We start from the raw sequence: 15104 nt of genomic DNA on the forward strand, positions 1-15104 counted from the left end.
CGCACGCTCCCTCTCCCAAGTAAGAAGTGCTAAAATGGTACTATTCGGAATTCATCCTACACCAAGGGGGAACGTGCAATGAAAGAAAAGCTGATCGAGCGACTCGTGCGCTATGCGAAGATCGACACACAATCCAATGAGGCCAGCACCACGACACCTTCTACAGAAGGCCAATGGGACCTGCTTCGCCTGCTCGAGAAGGAAATGTCGGAAATTGGCCTGACCGAGATTACGCTGGACGAAAACGGCTACCTGTTCGGTACGCTCCCGGCGAACACCGACAAGGACCTTCCGGTGATCGGATTCCTCGCCCATGTCGATACGGCGACGGACTACACGGGCAAGAACGTCAACCCGCAGCGCCTCGACAACTACGACGGATCCGACATCAAACTGAACGAAACTACCGTCATGGCCAAATCCGTGTTCCCGCAGCTGGACAACTACAAAGGCCACACGCTCATCACAACAGACGGCACCACGCTTCTCGGCGCCGACAACAAGGCCGGCATCGCGGAGATCATGACCGCAATGGAATACCTCGCGCAAAATCCGGACATCAAACACGGCAAGCTCCGCGTGGCCTTCTCGCCGGATGAGGAAATCGGACGCGGCCCGCACAAGTTCGACGTGGAAGCGTTCGGAGCCGACTACGCCTATACGATGGACGGCGGCCCGCTCGGTGAGCTCCAGTACGAGAGCTTTAATGCGGCTGCAGCGAAAGTGACGTTCAACGGCACGAACATCCACCCGGGCTCCGCGAAGGACAAAATGGTCAACTCGATCCTCATCGCCCATGAGTTCCAGGCAGCGATGCCGGCGGATGAAATCCCACAGAAAACCGATGAATACGAAGGCTTCATCCACCTCATGTACGTGGACGGATCGGTCGAGAAGACCACACTCTCCTACATCATCCGTGACCATAGCCGCGAGAAGTTCGAAGCGAAAAAGCAACTGCTTGAAGAAACAGCCGCCAAGCTGAACAATCAGTACGGCGATGGCACGGTCGAACTTGAGCTGAACGACCAGTACTACAACATGGCGGAAAAAATCGAGCCGGTCATGCATATTGTCGATATCGCATCCGACGCTTTCAAAAACCTCGATATCGAACCGAACATCATCCCGATCCGCGGCGGCACGGACGGCTCGCAGCTGTCCTACATGGGCCTGCCGACGCCAAACATCTTCACAGGCGGCGAGAACTTCCATGGCAAGTATGAATTCATCTCCGCCGACAACATGGAAAAAGCGTCGTATGTCATTATCGAGATGGTGAAGCTGTACGAAGAGCGCGCATAAGGGGGGCCGCATCATGAAGGAGATCACGCTTGGCATCCTCGCCTCGTTATTTTTTGCAGTGACGTTCGTCCTGAACCGCTCGATGGAGCTGGACGGCGGCAGCTGGATGTGGAGTGCCTCTCTCCGGTTCTTCTTCATGGTTCCATTTTTGCTTCTGATCGTTGTGGTGCGCAGAGGCTTGAGCACCTCATTCACCGAAATAAAACGCATCCCCGGTCCGTTCATCCTCTGGAGCTTTTTTGCATTTGTGCTGTTCTACGCGCCGCTCACATTCGCGGCGGCGTTCAGCCCGGGCTGGCTGGTCGCGGGTACCTGGCAGCTGACAATTGTCGCGGGTGTGCTGCTGGCTCCGCTGTTTTTATTCACGGTGAAAACGGCTGACGGAGAAAAAACGTCACGCCACCGGATTCCATTCATCTCACTCGGTATCTCCTGCACCATCCTGCTTGGGGTCGTACTCATCCAGCTGCCGCATGCCGGCACGGTCGGGGGCCGGACGATCCTGCTCGGGATTCTGCCGATTGTCATCGCGGCGTTTGCTTATCCGCTCGGGAACCGGAAGATGATGGAGACGCTCGGCGGGCGGCTTGACACGTTCCAGCGGGTGCTGGCGATGACGCTGGCCTCACTTCCGTTCTGGATTCTGCTTGCCGGAATTGCCGTTGCGTCAGTCGGGTGGCCGTCCTGGGGACAGGTCGTCCAGTCGTTCATCGTTGCGGTCTCGTCCGGAGTCATTGCGACCACACTGTTTTTCATGGCCACCGACCTTGCCCGGCACGATCAGGGGAGGCTCGCAGCGGTCGAAGCGACCCAGTCGCTCGAGATCGTCTTTGCCCTTGCCGGAGAGATGATCCTGCTGTCGCTTCCGCTCCCCGGCCCGGTCGCCCTCGGCGGCATCGCCGTCATCATCGCCGGCATGTCGCTGCACAGCTTTCAGACCCTGCTTGCGAAGCGGAAAAATATCGCTCAAGCTTCATAGTACAAACGCCAAAGGACCGCTCCGATAAATTCGGAGCGGTCCTTTTTCATACAGTTTGAGAAGATGCCGCTTCTCCGAACAGAGACAGCAGAAACGGCCGGTCTTCCGGAAAGGAAAGCACCAGATCATCAATCTCAGCAGCCGCTTTCCAGGCGATTTCATGAATCAGACCGTCCGGATCACAGATCTCCATGCAGCCGCCAATGACCACCACTTCGAAATACCGTACCTCAACCGCCCCATCTGACTTCACAAATAGCGGCCGGACAATAGTTCCCAAGTATCCGGTTTCTTCTTTCAGCTCACGGAGGCAACAGGATTCAAACGTCTCCCCCGCTTCCTTCCCTCCTGATGGCACAGCCCACTTCTTCTCCTCTTCATGTGTTCCCTGAAGCACCATCAGGAGCCGCCCTTCTTCATCAAGACAAACCGCCGCCGCTCCCTGCCACATTACTGCTCTCCGCTCCTCTCCCACCAAGTTTCAACCGGGTATTCATCCTGCCATTTCATGAAAAGTGCTTCCTTTATCTCCTGATTGAAAAAAAGATCGTTCTCGATGAGCATCCGATAGCCCTCACGCGGGTTATGATCGGCAATCTGTTCATACGGTTCTTCCCATTGGCGAATCATGTGAGAAGACGTGGCGTCTTCTGGCAGGTTGGCCAGTGCTTCTTTAACCAAACCTGACGCCCGTTCCGGATGAAACAACAGATTTAGCTCGGCCAGCAGAGCATAATTGAAGGCACTCATGTCATACGGACGGGCAGCCTTTTTTTGCTCGAGGCTGTACATCAGTTCCTCCCATTTCCCGGCATGCAGTAAAAGAGTGCGCTGATACTCTTCCACCTCTTTGGCTGCCCGGCTGCCTTCAGCAGCTGACCAGTCAGCCAGCATCTGTTCGGCCCCTTCAAAGTCATCCTTGAACAGGTGATCCTGGAAGCGCATAGCCATCTCGTACTTTCGTTCCTCATCATTCATATAAGCGTCCATCAGCGAACCACTGAAATCAGCACTACTTTTGCCGGTTAGCTTTTCCAGACGGGCATAAAACTGGTCCTGCGAAGTAGAATTGAGAAGAACCAAAACGGACTCTGTGCCGTACCACTCGATCAGATGAGCTACTGCAAAATAACTCTGTGCATAAATATCGGTGTGCTCAAGAGCGCCCAGAAAGTCCTGATAGCTGCCGATTTCCCTCAGGTCATGTGAAATCTCCACATCACTTGCGTCGGCAGGCGGCACAGGATGCTGAACATACATCGCCAGGCCTTCCTCAAACCATTGCGGGATTGTCCCGGGTGGCGTACCTTTAAGGGCCTGATACTGATGCGAACGATAGTGGACATATTCATGGAGCAGAGTGGGTCTCCAGTCGGAAATGCCGGAGAGCAGCGTGGCCGTGGAGGTTTTCCAGTTATAGACACCCACTGACTGATCAGCCACTTCCCCATGCAGTAAATTCGAGAAACGGACAGTCAGCCGTGCTTCCGGAGCTTCGCCCAACAGTTCGGAGACCACGGGCTCCATTTCATGCAGTGCAGAGAGCACCTCATCAGCCAATTGTCCCTCATCCTCACGATATAAAATCGTGTACTGCCCCGACTCCAGCACCCGGCCGGTCCGCTCCGGCCATTCGATCGATCCGATGGCTGCCAAAACCCAATATTGCAGCACCGGCCAGTACTGTGAAAACAAACAGAGGCACCGATAACCATGCCTTCCTAATCTTATAAAGGACGATTATCCCTGCCGCAATTAGAGCGAGACTGCTGATCACCGCAAGTAAAATCATAGGACCCCCAAAATTTACCTTTAATCTAATATTAGCATCACCTGCTCTTTTCCGCGATAAGAAATTGAAGATTCCACCTCTTACAAACACAAAAAACGTCCGCTCACTTAATTACTGTGGCGAACGTTCCTTATTCATTGCTCCACTTTAAATTCATGCTTCGTTCCGTCGCTAAACCTAAGCTCCAAGGAAAAGTCGGTGAAGTCATCCGGAAGGCTGAATGTCGAGAGCACCTTCTGGATCTCTTCCTCCTGGTTGGAAGATGGCTTGAGCTCCAACTGTTCGACAAGCGGATAAAGATCATTGAAAGCTTCGATGCCCTGTTTTTTAATGCTGTTCATATCGTCTTCATAGCCGGCTACAACCGAGTCATCCGATTTCAGCTCAAGCTGGGCCTCGTACTCTTCATCATTGTCATATTCGACTTCCAGTTCAAACTCCGTATAGTCCATTGCCTGCATCTTCTTCCTCATGTCGGCCTGGCCGCTGCCGTCCGAAGCCTGAGATTTAACAGGTGACTCACTGTCCGTGCCGGCCGCCGCCCCTTCCCCAGCGTCACCATTCTCTGCTGTCACGGTTTCCGCTGCCGCCGCTTCTTCCTCCGTTACAGCTTCCTCCGGTCCTTCCGAGCCGCAAGCCGCCAGTGCCAGCGATCCCGCGATGACGATCGGGAATGCGAATTTCGCCTTCATCCTGATCCCTCCTTCGGTCTCTTGCTGATGGCATTCCCTTTGGAAGGACCTGATACACTTAGGTTATTGGATGAAATAGTTAGTAACAGGAAATCAATCGCACTGTTTCCGAGGGTAAATTGTCCCTACTGCAGAAAATCGGAACGTAGATAGAACACACGTTCGCACTTGTGGTATAATGGGTGAGCAGACTTGTCCGGACGGCATTCCCCGGGGGAGGGGGTGATGCCTTTGACCGTCGCCGAAGCGGCAGGACTGATCATTCAGGTGGCCGGTGCCATCGTCGGTCTGCTGACGCTTGTCGTGACACTGATCGTCGCCATCAGCAAAAAAGAATAGCCGTCCCCCTCGGCAAAGGTCGGGACGGCCATATTGTATCCGCCTGACCCGTCCGGGCACAGGCTGCACAGGGGCCGGATGTTTGCGCATCCGGTCCTTTTCTAGTTCCTCTTTCTCATGCCATTATACCTTATCGCGCCGGCCGGCTCAAGAAAACCCCGGTTTCTGATACGCGCGCTCAGTCGCCGTCATACGGCCCGATGATCTCAAGCGCCTCTTCCGTGATCGAGGTATCGATCGCCTTGTCAAAGTCGATCTCGCCCGAGATGGCGCCGGCTGCCTTATAGTGTTCATATTGCTCGCGGATGTTGTCGACAAACATCTTGCCGTCCGGGTCAAGGCCGGTCACCTGCACCTGCTCCCACATTTCCGGATCCTTCAGCGCGGTATGCTTCACCATGATGTCGATGATCTCATCTTTGCCTTCATCCTTCTGGAACGCGTCGTTGTAGTCACGCAGGCCCTTCAGGTAGGCGAGCATGAAACGGAGCGAGATGTCCCTTTCCTGTGTCATGAACTGCGGCGAGCCGAGCACCATCGCCACCTGGGTTTCCGGTGCGAACTCGGTCGCGTCCCGGAAGCGCTCGTGCATGCCCTGCACAATGCCCTGGGCGATGAGCGGCTCGATGCTGAGCGCCATGTCGACCGTTCCGTTGTCGACCGCTCCGAGCATGCTGCCGAAGTCCGCAATCAGGACGAACTCCACTTCCTCCTCCGTGAAGCCGGCATGCTCGATCAGCTTGTCAAAGAAGTAGCTGTCGATCGAGTTGCGCGACGAGACGGCGATCTTTTTGCCCTTGATGTCGGCGTATTCCTCGATGCCGCTGTCCACGCCCCTGACGAATGTGAAGTACGACTTGCCCGGGACGTTATGGCCTTTGTCGGCGATGATCCGGACGTCGATGCCCTGTGCGATTGCGTTGAAGAACGAAGCGGTCGAAACGCCGCCCGCGATGTCCACCTCGCCTGCTGCGACCGCAGGCAGCATCTCGTCACTGTTGGCGAACTGGGCAAATTCCACGTCGATGTTGTAGTCCTCGAAATAACCTTTTTCCTTCGCGATATAGAACCCGGCGCCCGATGCGGCACCGTCTTCAGCGATCGTGACCGTCACGCGCTTTTCAAGCGGCGCCAGGTCCCCGGACGGATGCTCTCCTTCCGGAAGATCTGCAGGCTTCTCAGGCGGGGCTGACTCCTTCTGTGTGCAGCCCGCCAAAAGCAGGATCGCCGCCGCTGCTGCGGCAAAGCCCGCCTTCAGTTTATGCTTTCCCATACTGATCCCCCATCTCCCAATCTTTTCCCTTAAGCCTTGTGGCGGCCAGAGGTCTGCATGGCACGAGACTGCATACCGCCGTCTTCATGACCCGCATAAACTTTTCCATTGTCATCCCCTCGACCGCTGCACCTCGTCCTGAAGATGCTTCAGCACCCGGACGAACTGTTCTGCGACGTCCGGATCCGCCCGGATGGCCTCCATCGTCCGGGGCCTCGGCGCGGCGACCCGGATCTCCTCGGAAATCCTTCCGGGCTGCGCGCTCATCAGAAGAATCCGGTCGGATAATAGAAGCGCCTCGTCAATGCTGTGCGTGATGAACAGTACCGTCTTTCTCGTCTCCGCCCAGATCTGCAGCAGCTCTTCCTGCAGGATGAACTTGTTCTGCTCATCAAGCGCGGCAAAGGGTTCATCCATGAGGAGAATCTCCGGGTCGTTCGCAAATGCGCGGGCGATGCCGACCCGCTGCTTCATCCCGCCGGACAGCTCCTTCGGGAACCGGTCCGCAAATGCCATAAGTCCGGTTTTCTCCAGGTAATAGTCGGTCCGTTCCTTCACAACCTTTTTCGGGAGCTTCCGCATCTCCAGCCCGAACGCGACATTGTCCCGGACAGTGAGCCACGGGATGACCCCCCGCTCCTGGAATACCATCGACTGGAGCGGCCGGTCCTCTTTTTCACGAGCGATCTCATATTCGCCTGCGCTCGGCTGTTCGAGGTCCGCAAGAATCCGGAGAAGGGTCGTCTTGCCGCAGCCGCTCGGTCCGACCAGGCAAACAAATTCCCCGTCCATTATGTCGAGTGTCACATTGTCCAGCGCTGTGGTGCTTTCACCTTTCTGGTAAAACACTTTCGTCAGGTTGCGGATCCGGATCTTGACGTCATCATTCATCCTGTCACCTCCACCTCAGAATTCTCCGCTGGAGCCCGCGCAGCAGGAGCGAGAACAGATAGCCGAAAAATGAGATCAGGATAAGTCCGACATACATCTCCTGCAGGAGGAACGCCTTGTAGGAAGTCCAGATCAGGAAACCGATGCCTGATACCGATCCCATCATTTCCGCCGCCACAATCGTCAGCAGCGCGATTGCCTGCCCCATCTGGATCCCTTCCAGCATGACCGGGAGCGCGCCGGGAAAGGCGATCTTCAGAAAGTAGTCTTTAGAATCGGCTCCGTAGTTTTTCGCGAGGTCCATGTGGATCGGGTCGATGTTCATGACACCGGCAGCCGTATTGATGACAACCGGGAAAAACACACTCCCCGCGATGGTCACGACTTTTGACAGGTCGCCGATGCCGAACAGGATGATGATGATCGGCAACAGCGCCAGCGTCGGGATCGGCATAAGTGCCATGACGATCGGCTGGACAAAATGCCGGATCGGCGAGTAAAGCCCCATAAGAAGACCGATGACCACGCCGGGAATGACCCCGAGCAAGAAGCCGCCGAATATCCGGTAGAGCGAAATCCCGATATGCGTGAGCAGTTCCCCGCTCACCGCCAAGTTCCAGAATGTTTCAAGGATCGCTGTCGGCGGCGGAAAGAACCTGGGATCGAGGACAGCTGTCCGGGACAGCAATTCCCACAAAAGCAGCATGAAGATCGGGGAGGAGACGGTGAGAAGCTGCTTCATCCGTTCCTTCATCTGCCGTTTTTTCCATTCGGCCCGTTCGACCGCGACCGGGTTATGTTCAGATGGCATACGCCTTCACCCCCTTCCCGTACAGGATATGAGCCCGCCCGGACGGATGTCTGGGCACCAAAAAGCCCGCCTCGTAGGTGAGGCGGGCAATGGGTTGTCCGGCCGTTGAGCCGGCGTGCAGCTTTGCCGGAGCGGACTGTCAGGTCCAGATCATCCAGATCAGGAATCCAGTAATGAAAAAGGCGTCGGCGATCGCCAAAAACATGCCGAGGTTCCGCTTCCGCTTCCTTTTCCATACCGACGTCTTCTGCCGCGGCATGCTGTTGTGCAGGCTGACGGCAAATAGGGTCACCGACAGGGCCTTGACAAGCAGATTTCCGGTCACGATCGATGCCAGCATATAAAACAGCCATCTGCGGCTGAAATTAAATGCCAGCGAGAGGGTCAGCATCGGCAGGCTGTCCTGTTTGATCGCAAGGTCCTCGGCGGGCGAAAGCTCCGCGATTCCCCTCGCTTCTTCAGGCTGGTCATGAAGATAGCCGAGATTGATCCACAAAACCACCAGGCAATAGATCATGATCATGTATTCGTCGAATATACCGGCCATTTCACTCATCTCCGTCTCTCTCCAAGAAGATTCGCATCTCCCTGCGGATGAATGTGTGGGCGCGGATCAACATCCGCGTCACTAACCCTATCATGGCCGCCGGGATGGTCTTTAAGACTCTATACCCGGATTATTCTTCCACTTATCCTTGGAACATCAGATAAGAGGCAACAAAATAGCCGATGACAATAAGGACGGACGGGACGATATAAGCGGCATGGGATGCGGTCTTTTTTCTTGCGATGGCAAGAAGGAGAATGGCGGAAAGTGCCATGACGACAAGCGCGGTAATCTGGTGGGACGGATCCGCCATGAAGAGTACCTGCCCATCCCTGTAGAAAAGGTCGGATATGAAAATGATGAGCATATTGAACATGTTGCTCCCAAGGATCGACCCCAGCGCCAGATTGACGTTTTTCGCACGAAGCGCGACATAGACTGATACCGCTTCGGGGAGCGAGGTGGTCGCGGCAATCAGGAAACTGCCGACGAAACTGGAACCGAGGCCGGTAATTACAGCGATCCTGTCACCCATGATCGACAGGACCGTTCCGGCCCCCATGATCAGCAATGCCGCGAGGGAAAAGCCGATCACAGCGCGGCGGACGGTGATGCCGTCGTCTTCATCGGAAGTGACAGCCGTGTCGGAAACCGGGACAGCCGGGGCCGGCGATCCGCTTTTGGATACCCGTCCGACAATCACCATGCCGATTGCATACAGTACGACCAGTACAATCGAGTCCAGTCCGACACCGAAAACACCCCACTCCGGGCGGAACAGGAGTGACAGATAAGTCACAGCCATCAGGACAAAGCCGGTGCCTGCCGTATAGAGGTGGTTACGGCCCGCCAGTTCCAGAAGACGATGTCTGCGGTAGGCCAGGTCAAAACAGGCAAAGATGAACAGATTGAACATGTTTGACCCGACAACGTTCCCGATGGCTATATCGGGATTGCCGATCAGCACCGCGGACACGCTCGTCGTCACTTCCGGAAGCGATGTAGCCCCGGCAAGGAGGAGCGTCCCGACAAGGAGACCGCCCATTGACGTTTTCGTGCTGAGCACATCTGCATAATTGGATAGCTTAATGGCCGCGAACACCGTGATAGCGGCGGCCAATGCAAACCAGACAAAAGCCATTTATTCCTCGTTCCTTTCCTCCGGCACTGCTTCTCCCCTGAAACCGGAGAGCAGTGCGTCCAAATTACGCTCAAATCGGAGATTCGCCTCCGGCCTGCGTTTTTTCGGTCCTTTCATGCGGCCGCCGGCATCGCGCACTTTCTTGGAAACGTAGCGGCTCATAAGCAGGCCGTCTATATTGTCTTCCGTGTAGAGCCGGCCGTTCTGGTCAATCGGCCGGCCGCCCTTTGCGAGCACCATTGCGGCCAGGCCATAGTCCTGGGTCACGACGATGTCCCCCGGGCTCACCCGGTTTACAAGAAGGAAATCGACCGCATCGGCACCCTTGGAAACGATGACCGTCTCTGCGCCGTCCCGGTGCATCTCGTGGGCGGTATCGCAAAGCAGCGTAACCGGTATTCCGTGCCTTCTTGCCGTACCGATCGTTTCGGCAACAACCGGGCAGCCGTCCGCGTCAACAAGGATCTTCATCAGCTTTCCTCCGTTTCGTCGGCGAGTCCGGTAATTTCACGGATGACGGACTCTGTGTCATCCGGCAACCGTACCGTAAACAGATGGTCTGCTTCCCCTTCCAAAGGGGCGGCAACCGGAAAAGCGGCCTTCTGCCGGTCGAGCAGTTCATCGAAAGTGAGGCTGACCCGGAAGATTTTCGTGCTCCGGCCGCTTTCCCTGATGCGGATCCTCAGATGGTCTTCCGGAATATTGAAAAAGACGAGAACCGTCGTGAAGCCGTGTTGCCTGTAATAGTCTAGCCACTTCAGCCGGGCGTCCTGACCCAGGTTCGAGTTGGAGATGATGAGGTGCAGGCCGGTTTGCCGAACAGCATGATCAACAAGCGTCTGTGTGAGAGCATTCTTGATCGTGTTCGGCCCTTTTTCCGGAAGCAGTTCGGGATAATGCCGGTTGAGGAATTCCGCCTGCAGATCCTGATCGATCACCGCGGATCCGGGAAGCGCTTCGGCAAGCCGGTTGCCGAATGTTGTCTTTCCGCTATGTGTCTTCCCTACGGTCATGATGGCCAATCGCATGCCGGCCCACCCCCTTTCCGAATAGTTTCAAGATAGCACACCAACATGCCGGGCGCATTCCGGAACCCCGGCCCTGTGCGGTATAATGGCAATATGATGAATCTGACCCATGAACAAAAGCGCCAACTGAATAGTTACAGCATTTATACGGGTGAACCCGCGCACCCTCTATTTACCCTAAAATCACAGAAATCCGACCCGGAAAGTGCACTCCGCCTGGTCCGTGCGGTAAGCGGAGCGGACAATCCGGCGGTCGCCGCCTCCTACTTCAGCCGGCGGCTTGGCATGTTTACGGCGATGCAGCTGTATACACTGATCGTTTACGAAGAGGTCTGGGAAGGGCCGGACGACGCCATCCGGTTCGGTGCCATCGAAGAATACGGCAAGCTCTCCGTCAGCACGTTCCTTACGGCCGGCGGCTATGTCATGGCAAACGAGGCAGATCGGACAGAAACCATCCGGAAAATCCTGAGGACCTATACCAAAGAAGTGTCGGATGCACTCCGGACGGTTGCGTCCGCTTCGTCCCTCACACACTGGGAGAATTTATTCGGCTTTCTGCTGTATCACCTGCATGTGCTACTGTCAGATCCGTGGACTGCAGAAGAAGCGGAGGCCGTCATGGAGATTTTGAAAGATGACCGGACATGGGAGGGGCTGGCACAGGGTTCCCTCTTCGCCAAGTATCTCCGGGGTTCGCGTCCTTCACTCCTTCTCAATACGACCGTCCGCACGACGTGCTGCCACTCCAAGGACGTCCCTGGACTCATGCAATGCGGGTATTGCCCGCTGAAGCGGTAGCTTTCCAGACCAAATAAAAGGAGCCGCGAAGGGATTCATGCCCTCCCCGCGGCTCCATTTTTTTATCCGAATATTCTTGCGAAGAATCCCTTTTTCTGTTCTTCTGCCGGAGCGGCCTGAAAGCTTGCCTGCTTTTCCCGGTCTTCCTCGATCTGCAGAAGCACTTCGTCCAGCACCTTCTTCATCAGCTGCACTTCCTGCTTCAGAGACTGGTTCTCCTTGATGACGGTATCCGCCTGTTCCTTGGAGATCGCCGGAGCTTCCGGGAGGCCCTTGCGCAGCGCTTCGCTTGTGCGCGCAGGAAGATCCTTGTTCAGCCCGATGATCATTTCCCGGACTTCCCGGATCTCCTTCATCTCTTCTTCCTGCTTGGTTGTGTTCTCGACAAGCGCCTGGTGGATCCGGTCATTTCCTTCCACTTGGCTTTTCGCCATCGTCATGAGCAGTTCCTTTAGCTGCTCATTGGCCTGTTCCTGCTTTTCCAGCTTCTTCAGCAGATTGATGAAGGTTTCCGGAGTGGCCGGGATATTTTCCTGGCGCTCCACGATCATGCCGCCGAAACGGTCGAGAAGGATATCCTCCACTTCCCGGTAATCCGTCCGCTTCATGCCTTTTTCGCGCTGGGCCGTGATGACTTCCTGGATCGTTCTGATGCGCTCGATCTGTTCATCCGTGTACATGCGGCCGTGGACAAAGTCCTGCTCCACATCTCCGATGAGGCCCCGGTCTTCCCAGTTGCGCAGCGTATGTGATTCGATGCCGAATTCCTTGGTGACGTCCCCTATGTATTTAACCATTGCTCCTCCTCTTTCCGGTCGATTGCTTATGTTAGCTTTCTCTATTCCCCATTGTATCATGGAATCCGGCTCATGTTAGGGGTAAATCAGTCTAATGTTAGCCTGACAAAACAGCAAGGCTGCCGCACTATCAAAAAAACGGCAACGGAGCCATTCCGTTGCCGTCCTGATGATTCTGTTATGACTCGACCGGACCGTCCCAGTCGCCCATGCCCGGTGCCACACGGATCAGGTTCTTTCTTCCGAGTGTTTCGAGCGTGTCGCACGCCATGCCCGCACGGCCGCCGGAGCGGCACATGATGTAGACATCCCCCTCTGCCGGGATTTCATCCGAGCGCTGTTCAACCTGTCCGAGCGGGATGTTTTTCGCACCCGGCGCATGGCCTGCCGCGAACTCATCCGGTTCGCGGACGTCGATCAGTGTGACCTGGCCTTTATCAGCGATGCCCAGGTACTCTTCATTCGTAATGGTTTTCAATGGGGATTCCTCCTTGTCCCATGCTTGTTCTCCGCCTTTGCGGACATAGTGCTTCAGTAAGTCGCCTTCTTCGACGAGTTCCAGGTATTCGTGACCCGTGTTCTTTGCCCACATGGGAATGTCCGCAATCGATCCGCGGTCGGTCACCACCACTTCCAGTACGTCTCCGGCCGACAGCTCTTCAATCGCTTTTTTCGTCCGGACGACCGGCATCGGGCACGCGAGCCCTTTTGCGTCCAATGTCTTCGTCACGTTTTCCATTTTTGCATTCCCTCCTGAGCATTGACTCAATCTTTTTTATCCCGAAATCAGAACGTCAGTGTAATATCCGCGTCTTTCGCGTACCCGAGGAACGTCACCGCACCGCCGACTTCCGTGCCGTCCGTGAAATCCTCTTTCTTGAGGCCCATGACGTCCATCGTCATCTGGCATGCAATGAATTTGACGCCGAGTTCCTGCGCCATGCCGACGAGTTCTTCGATCGACGGGACATTCGCATTCGCGAATCCGTCCGCGAAGTGCTCCTTGCCTTCCGGCATAGGCAGCTGCTTCATGCCTTCCTTGTGGATCAGGTTCAGTCCTTCGAACGTGAAGAAGATCTCGACTTCCCCGTCCGTTGCCGCTGCCGCGGTTGCGATATTGAATACTTTATAGGCGTCGAACATGCCGCCGTTTGCTGCGATGATGGCTACTTTCATTTGTGAGTTCCTCCTAATATACAGTTACCCGTATGGGTATATTGATATGCAAAAAAAATATTGGTTTACAGCAGTTGCAAGAACAGGTCGCGCCAGATATTGATGGCGGTCGCTGCAATGAGAATCGCAAGGATCCATTTGAGGACCTTCGTGTTCATTTTTTGGCCGGCCTTTGCACCGAGCGGTGCGGCAATCAGGCTGGCCACAATCATGATGACGGCTGGCCAAAGCAGGACCTGTCCGGTGAACACCTTGCCGGCGGTCGAGCCGATCGATGAGATGAACGTAATCGCCAGGGATGTTGCGATGGTCATCCGTGTCGGGATGTTCAGCACCGTCAGCATGATCGGCACAAGCAGGAAGGAACCGGCCGCGCCGACGATGCCGGCGCCGATGCCCACAATAAACGCGAGCACTGCCGCAAGCGGGACCGAAAACGGCACGTCTTCCTCCGGCATGTCCGGCACTTCCTTTTTCGGGATGAACATCATGACGGCGGCAATGGCCGCCAAGATTCCGTAGACGACATTTACAGTCGTCTCGCTCAGGCCCGAAGAACCGAATCCTCCGATGAAGCTGCCGGCCAGAATGGCCGCGCCCATGACAATGATCAGCTTTTTGTTCAGATAGCCGCTGCTTCGGTAGGCCCAGACCCCGCCGATGGTCGCGAAGATGACCTGTACCGCGCTGATGCCGGCGACTTCATGGGCCGTGAAAGCCGCAAAGCCGAGCATCGGCGGGATATAGAGGAGCATCGGGTATTTGATGATCGACCCGCCGATTCCGACCATGCCGGAGATGAATGAGCCGGCAAACCCGATCGCGAACAGGGTCAGGATGAACGGAAGCGTCAATTCCGCGCCGCTCACCCGTTATAGGCTCCCATGCCGCCGCGGACATTCACGACGTTCTCAAATCCGTTTTTCTTGAGAACCCGTGCCGCCTGAGCGCTCCGCATGCCGCTCTGGCAGATTACGACGGTCTCTTTGGACTTATCGAGAGATTCCGTCCTGGACGGCAATGTGTTCAGCGGGATGTTTTTGAATTCCTTGATATGGCGGGCTTTGTATTCCGCAGGGGTACGGACATCGACAAACTGCACCGACTTGTTGCCGAGCTTGTCCTTCAGCCCCGCCGCATCAATGGTCCGCACACCCTTCGCCGGCATCATCCGCCAGGCGAAAAATGCGACAATCACCAGAATGATAATCCATTCCATTTACTATCTTCCCTTCTGGGCCCTTCTGCGCCGATCAGCTCGATTTGACAAGCAGATCGATCGCTTCCTGGACTTTATCGCTGGTTTCCTCACCTGTTTCAATGCTTTCTCGCACACAGGCTTCGAGATTGGTGCTGACGACCACGCCGACGGTCCGGTCGATGGCACTCTTGATCGCCCGGAGCTGCATGACGACTTCCCGGCAGTCCCGGCCTTCCTCCATCATCTGGAGGACACCCTTGACCTGTCCTTCCACGCGCCTCATCCGGTTTTTTACTTTCTGATCGTATTCCATCTTTCTGTTCTCCTTTCC

The 15104-nt window shown here is 55.7% G+C and carries 20 protein-coding genes; 4 read left to right on the top strand and 16 right to left on the bottom strand.

Annotation, left to right across the window (positions count from 1 at the left end; translation table 11 throughout):
• The first annotated feature begins 78 nt into the window (after nucleotides 1-78).
• Both pepT and AC6CHQ_RS03090 read left to right on the top strand, forming a co-directional pair.
• Nucleotides 79-1305: a peptidase T gene (gene pepT, locus AC6CHQ_RS03085; RefSeq protein WP_251239850.1), complete on the top strand. Its 1227-nt coding sequence runs from the start codon at nucleotides 79-81 to the stop codon at nucleotides 1303-1305.
• Nucleotides 1306-1318: 13 nt separating this feature from the next.
• Nucleotides 1319-2284 (top strand): DMT family transporter, encoded by a 966-nt coding sequence (locus AC6CHQ_RS03090; protein WP_251239849.1) that lies wholly within the window; start codon nucleotides 1319-1321, stop codon nucleotides 2282-2284.
• Nucleotides 2285-2330: 46 nt separating this feature from the next.
• On the opposite strand, the gene AC6CHQ_RS03095 is transcribed toward AC6CHQ_RS03090, so the two are convergent.
• The 3 genes from AC6CHQ_RS03095 to AC6CHQ_RS03105 form a co-directional block, all read right to left on the bottom strand.
• Complete coding sequence (locus AC6CHQ_RS03095) at nucleotides 2331-2735, bottom strand: NUDIX hydrolase (protein ID WP_251239848.1); 405 nt, start codon at nucleotides 2733-2735, stop codon at nucleotides 2331-2333.
• Complete coding sequence (locus tag AC6CHQ_RS03100; protein WP_498080865.1) at nucleotides 2735-3979, bottom strand: peptidase MA family metallohydrolase; 1245 nt, start codon at nucleotides 3977-3979, stop codon at nucleotides 2735-2737. The genes AC6CHQ_RS03095 and AC6CHQ_RS03100 overlap by 1 nt, the downstream gene beginning before the upstream one ends.
• A 231-nt stretch (nucleotides 3980-4210) precedes the next feature.
• Complete coding sequence (locus AC6CHQ_RS03105; RefSeq protein WP_498080866.1) at nucleotides 4211-4768, bottom strand: YusW family protein; 558 nt, start codon at nucleotides 4766-4768, stop codon at nucleotides 4211-4213.
• A gap of 231 nt (nucleotides 4769-4999) precedes the next feature.
• Between AC6CHQ_RS03105 and AC6CHQ_RS03110 the strand changes: the two genes are divergently transcribed.
• Nucleotides 5000-5107, top strand: a complete 108-nt coding sequence (locus AC6CHQ_RS03110; RefSeq protein ID WP_221761803.1) for a putative holin-like toxin — start codon at nucleotides 5000-5002, stop codon at nucleotides 5105-5107.
• A gap of 178 nt (nucleotides 5108-5285) precedes the next feature.
• Here AC6CHQ_RS03110 and AC6CHQ_RS03115 read toward each other — a convergent pair whose 3' ends face one another.
• The 7 genes from AC6CHQ_RS03115 to AC6CHQ_RS03145 form a co-directional block, all read right to left on the bottom strand.
• Nucleotides 5286-6380 carry an ABC transporter substrate-binding protein gene (locus AC6CHQ_RS03115; protein WP_498080867.1) on the bottom strand — a complete coding sequence of 365 codons (1095 nt, stop codon included), beginning with the start codon at nucleotides 6378-6380 and terminating at the stop codon, nucleotides 5286-5288.
• A 111-nt stretch (nucleotides 6381-6491) separates the two neighbouring features.
• Nucleotides 6492-7271: an ABC transporter ATP-binding protein gene (locus tag AC6CHQ_RS03120; RefSeq protein WP_498080868.1), complete on the bottom strand. Its 780-nt coding sequence runs from the start codon at nucleotides 7269-7271 to the stop codon at nucleotides 6492-6494.
• A 4-nt stretch (nucleotides 7272-7275) separates the two neighbouring features.
• Nucleotides 7276-8082: an ABC transporter permease gene (locus AC6CHQ_RS03125; RefSeq protein ID WP_498080869.1), complete on the bottom strand. Its 807-nt coding sequence runs from the start codon at nucleotides 8080-8082 to the stop codon at nucleotides 7276-7278.
• A 139-nt stretch (nucleotides 8083-8221) separates the two neighbouring features.
• Complete coding sequence (locus AC6CHQ_RS03130; RefSeq protein WP_092050554.1) at nucleotides 8222-8638, bottom strand: hypothetical protein; 417 nt, start codon at nucleotides 8636-8638, stop codon at nucleotides 8222-8224.
• Between the two features lie 133 nt (nucleotides 8639-8771).
• Nucleotides 8772-9770 (bottom strand): sodium:calcium antiporter, encoded by a 999-nt coding sequence (locus tag AC6CHQ_RS03135; protein WP_498080870.1) that lies wholly within the window; start codon nucleotides 9768-9770, stop codon nucleotides 8772-8774.
• Nucleotides 9771-10244 (bottom strand): YaiI/YqxD family protein, encoded by a 474-nt coding sequence (locus AC6CHQ_RS03140; RefSeq protein ID WP_498080899.1) that lies wholly within the window; start codon nucleotides 10242-10244, stop codon nucleotides 9771-9773.
• On the bottom strand, nucleotides 10241-10798 hold the full coding sequence (locus tag AC6CHQ_RS03145; protein WP_498080871.1) for an ATP-binding protein: 558 nt from the start codon (nucleotides 10796-10798) through the stop codon (nucleotides 10241-10243). Before AC6CHQ_RS03145 ends, AC6CHQ_RS03140 begins: the two co-directional genes overlap by 4 nt.
• Before the next feature lie 96 nt (nucleotides 10799-10894).
• On the opposite strand from AC6CHQ_RS03145, the gene AC6CHQ_RS03150 reads away from it, so the two are divergent.
• Nucleotides 10895-11599 carry a hypothetical protein gene (locus AC6CHQ_RS03150; RefSeq protein WP_498080872.1) on the top strand — a complete coding sequence of 235 codons (705 nt, stop codon included), beginning with the start codon at nucleotides 10895-10897 and terminating at the stop codon, nucleotides 11597-11599.
• Between the two features lie 62 nt (nucleotides 11600-11661).
• On the opposite strand, the gene AC6CHQ_RS03155 is transcribed toward AC6CHQ_RS03150, so the two are convergent.
• The 6 genes from AC6CHQ_RS03155 to AC6CHQ_RS03180 form a co-directional block, all read right to left on the bottom strand.
• On the bottom strand, nucleotides 11662-12396 hold the full coding sequence (locus AC6CHQ_RS03155) for a MerR family transcriptional regulator (RefSeq protein ID WP_498080873.1): 735 nt from the start codon (nucleotides 12394-12396) through the stop codon (nucleotides 11662-11664).
• Nucleotides 12397-12574: 178 nt separating this feature from the next.
• The gene (locus tag AC6CHQ_RS03160; RefSeq protein WP_498080874.1) at nucleotides 12575-13135 is read right to left on the bottom strand and encodes a sulfurtransferase TusA family protein; all 561 of its coding nucleotides are present in this window, start codon (nucleotides 13133-13135) and stop codon (nucleotides 12575-12577) included.
• A gap of 47 nt (nucleotides 13136-13182) precedes the next feature.
• Entirely contained in the window at nucleotides 13183-13572 is a 390-nt protein-coding gene (locus tag AC6CHQ_RS03165) for a DsrE/DsrF/DrsH-like family protein (RefSeq protein WP_251239839.1), read from the bottom strand.
• A 65-nt stretch (nucleotides 13573-13637) separates the two neighbouring features.
• Nucleotides 13638-14441 (bottom strand): sulfite exporter TauE/SafE family protein, encoded by an 804-nt coding sequence (locus tag AC6CHQ_RS03170; protein ID WP_251239838.1) that lies wholly within the window; start codon nucleotides 14439-14441, stop codon nucleotides 13638-13640.
• Nucleotides 14438-14791 carry a rhodanese-like domain-containing protein gene (locus tag AC6CHQ_RS03175; RefSeq protein ID WP_498080875.1) on the bottom strand — a complete coding sequence of 118 codons (354 nt, stop codon included), beginning with the start codon at nucleotides 14789-14791 and terminating at the stop codon, nucleotides 14438-14440. The genes AC6CHQ_RS03170 and AC6CHQ_RS03175 overlap by 4 nt, the downstream gene beginning before the upstream one ends.
• A 34-nt stretch (nucleotides 14792-14825) precedes the next feature.
• Nucleotides 14826-15086, bottom strand: coding sequence for a metal-sensitive transcriptional regulator (locus AC6CHQ_RS03180; protein ID WP_498080876.1), 261 nt, complete (start codon nucleotides 15084-15086; stop codon nucleotides 14826-14828).
• Nucleotides 15087-15104: the final 18 nt, after the last annotated feature.

This window comes from Bhargavaea sp. GQ12, assembly GCF_059758705.1.

Excerpts from the sequence above, each read along its gene's own strand:
- AC6CHQ_RS03135 (WP_498080870.1), bottom strand. The coding sequence starts at position 9,770 with ATGGCTTTTGTCTGGTTTGCATTGGCCGCCGCTATCACGGTGTTCGCG.
- AC6CHQ_RS03145 (WP_498080871.1), bottom strand. The coding sequence starts at position 10,798 with ATGCGATTGGCCATCATGACCGTAGGGAAGACACATAGCGGAAAGACA.
- AC6CHQ_RS03115 (WP_498080867.1), bottom strand. The coding sequence starts at position 6,380 with ATGGGAAAGCATAAACTGAAGGCGGGCTTTGCCGCAGCAGCGGCGGCG.
- AC6CHQ_RS03165 (WP_251239839.1), bottom strand. The coding sequence starts at position 13,572 with ATGAAAGTAGCCATCATCGCAGCAAACGGCGGCATGTTCGACGCCTAT.
- AC6CHQ_RS03160 (WP_498080874.1), bottom strand. The coding sequence starts at position 13,135 with ATGGAAAACGTGACGAAGACATTGGACGCAAAAGGGCTCGCGTGCCCG.
- AC6CHQ_RS03150 (WP_498080872.1), top strand. The coding sequence starts at position 10,895 with ATGAATCTGACCCATGAACAAAAGCGCCAACTGAATAGTTACAGCATT.
- AC6CHQ_RS03120 (WP_498080868.1), bottom strand. The coding sequence starts at position 7,271 with ATGAATGATGACGTCAAGATCCGGATCCGCAACCTGACGAAAGTGTTT.
- AC6CHQ_RS03095 (WP_251239848.1), bottom strand. The coding sequence starts at position 2,735 with ATGTGGCAGGGAGCGGCGGCGGTTTGTCTTGATGAAGAAGGGCGGCTC.
- AC6CHQ_RS03180 (WP_498080876.1), bottom strand. The coding sequence starts at position 15,086 with ATGGAATACGATCAGAAAGTAAAAAACCGGATGAGGCGCGTGGAAGGA.
- AC6CHQ_RS03125 (WP_498080869.1), bottom strand. The coding sequence starts at position 8,082 with ATGCCATCTGAACATAACCCGGTCGCGGTCGAACGGGCCGAATGGAAA.
- AC6CHQ_RS03155 (WP_498080873.1), bottom strand. The coding sequence starts at position 12,396 with ATGGTTAAATACATAGGGGACGTCACCAAGGAATTCGGCATCGAATCA.
- AC6CHQ_RS03090 (WP_251239849.1), top strand. The coding sequence starts at position 1,319 with ATGAAGGAGATCACGCTTGGCATCCTCGCCTCGTTATTTTTTGCAGTG.
- pepT (WP_251239850.1), top strand. The coding sequence starts at position 79 with ATGAAAGAAAAGCTGATCGAGCGACTCGTGCGCTATGCGAAGATCGAC.
- AC6CHQ_RS03105 (WP_498080866.1), bottom strand. The coding sequence starts at position 4,768 with ATGAAGGCGAAATTCGCATTCCCGATCGTCATCGCGGGATCGCTGGCA.
- AC6CHQ_RS03175 (WP_498080875.1), bottom strand. The coding sequence starts at position 14,791 with ATGGAATGGATTATCATTCTGGTGATTGTCGCATTTTTCGCCTGGCGG.
- AC6CHQ_RS03130 (WP_092050554.1), bottom strand. The coding sequence starts at position 8,638 with ATGAGTGAAATGGCCGGTATATTCGACGAATACATGATCATGATCTAT.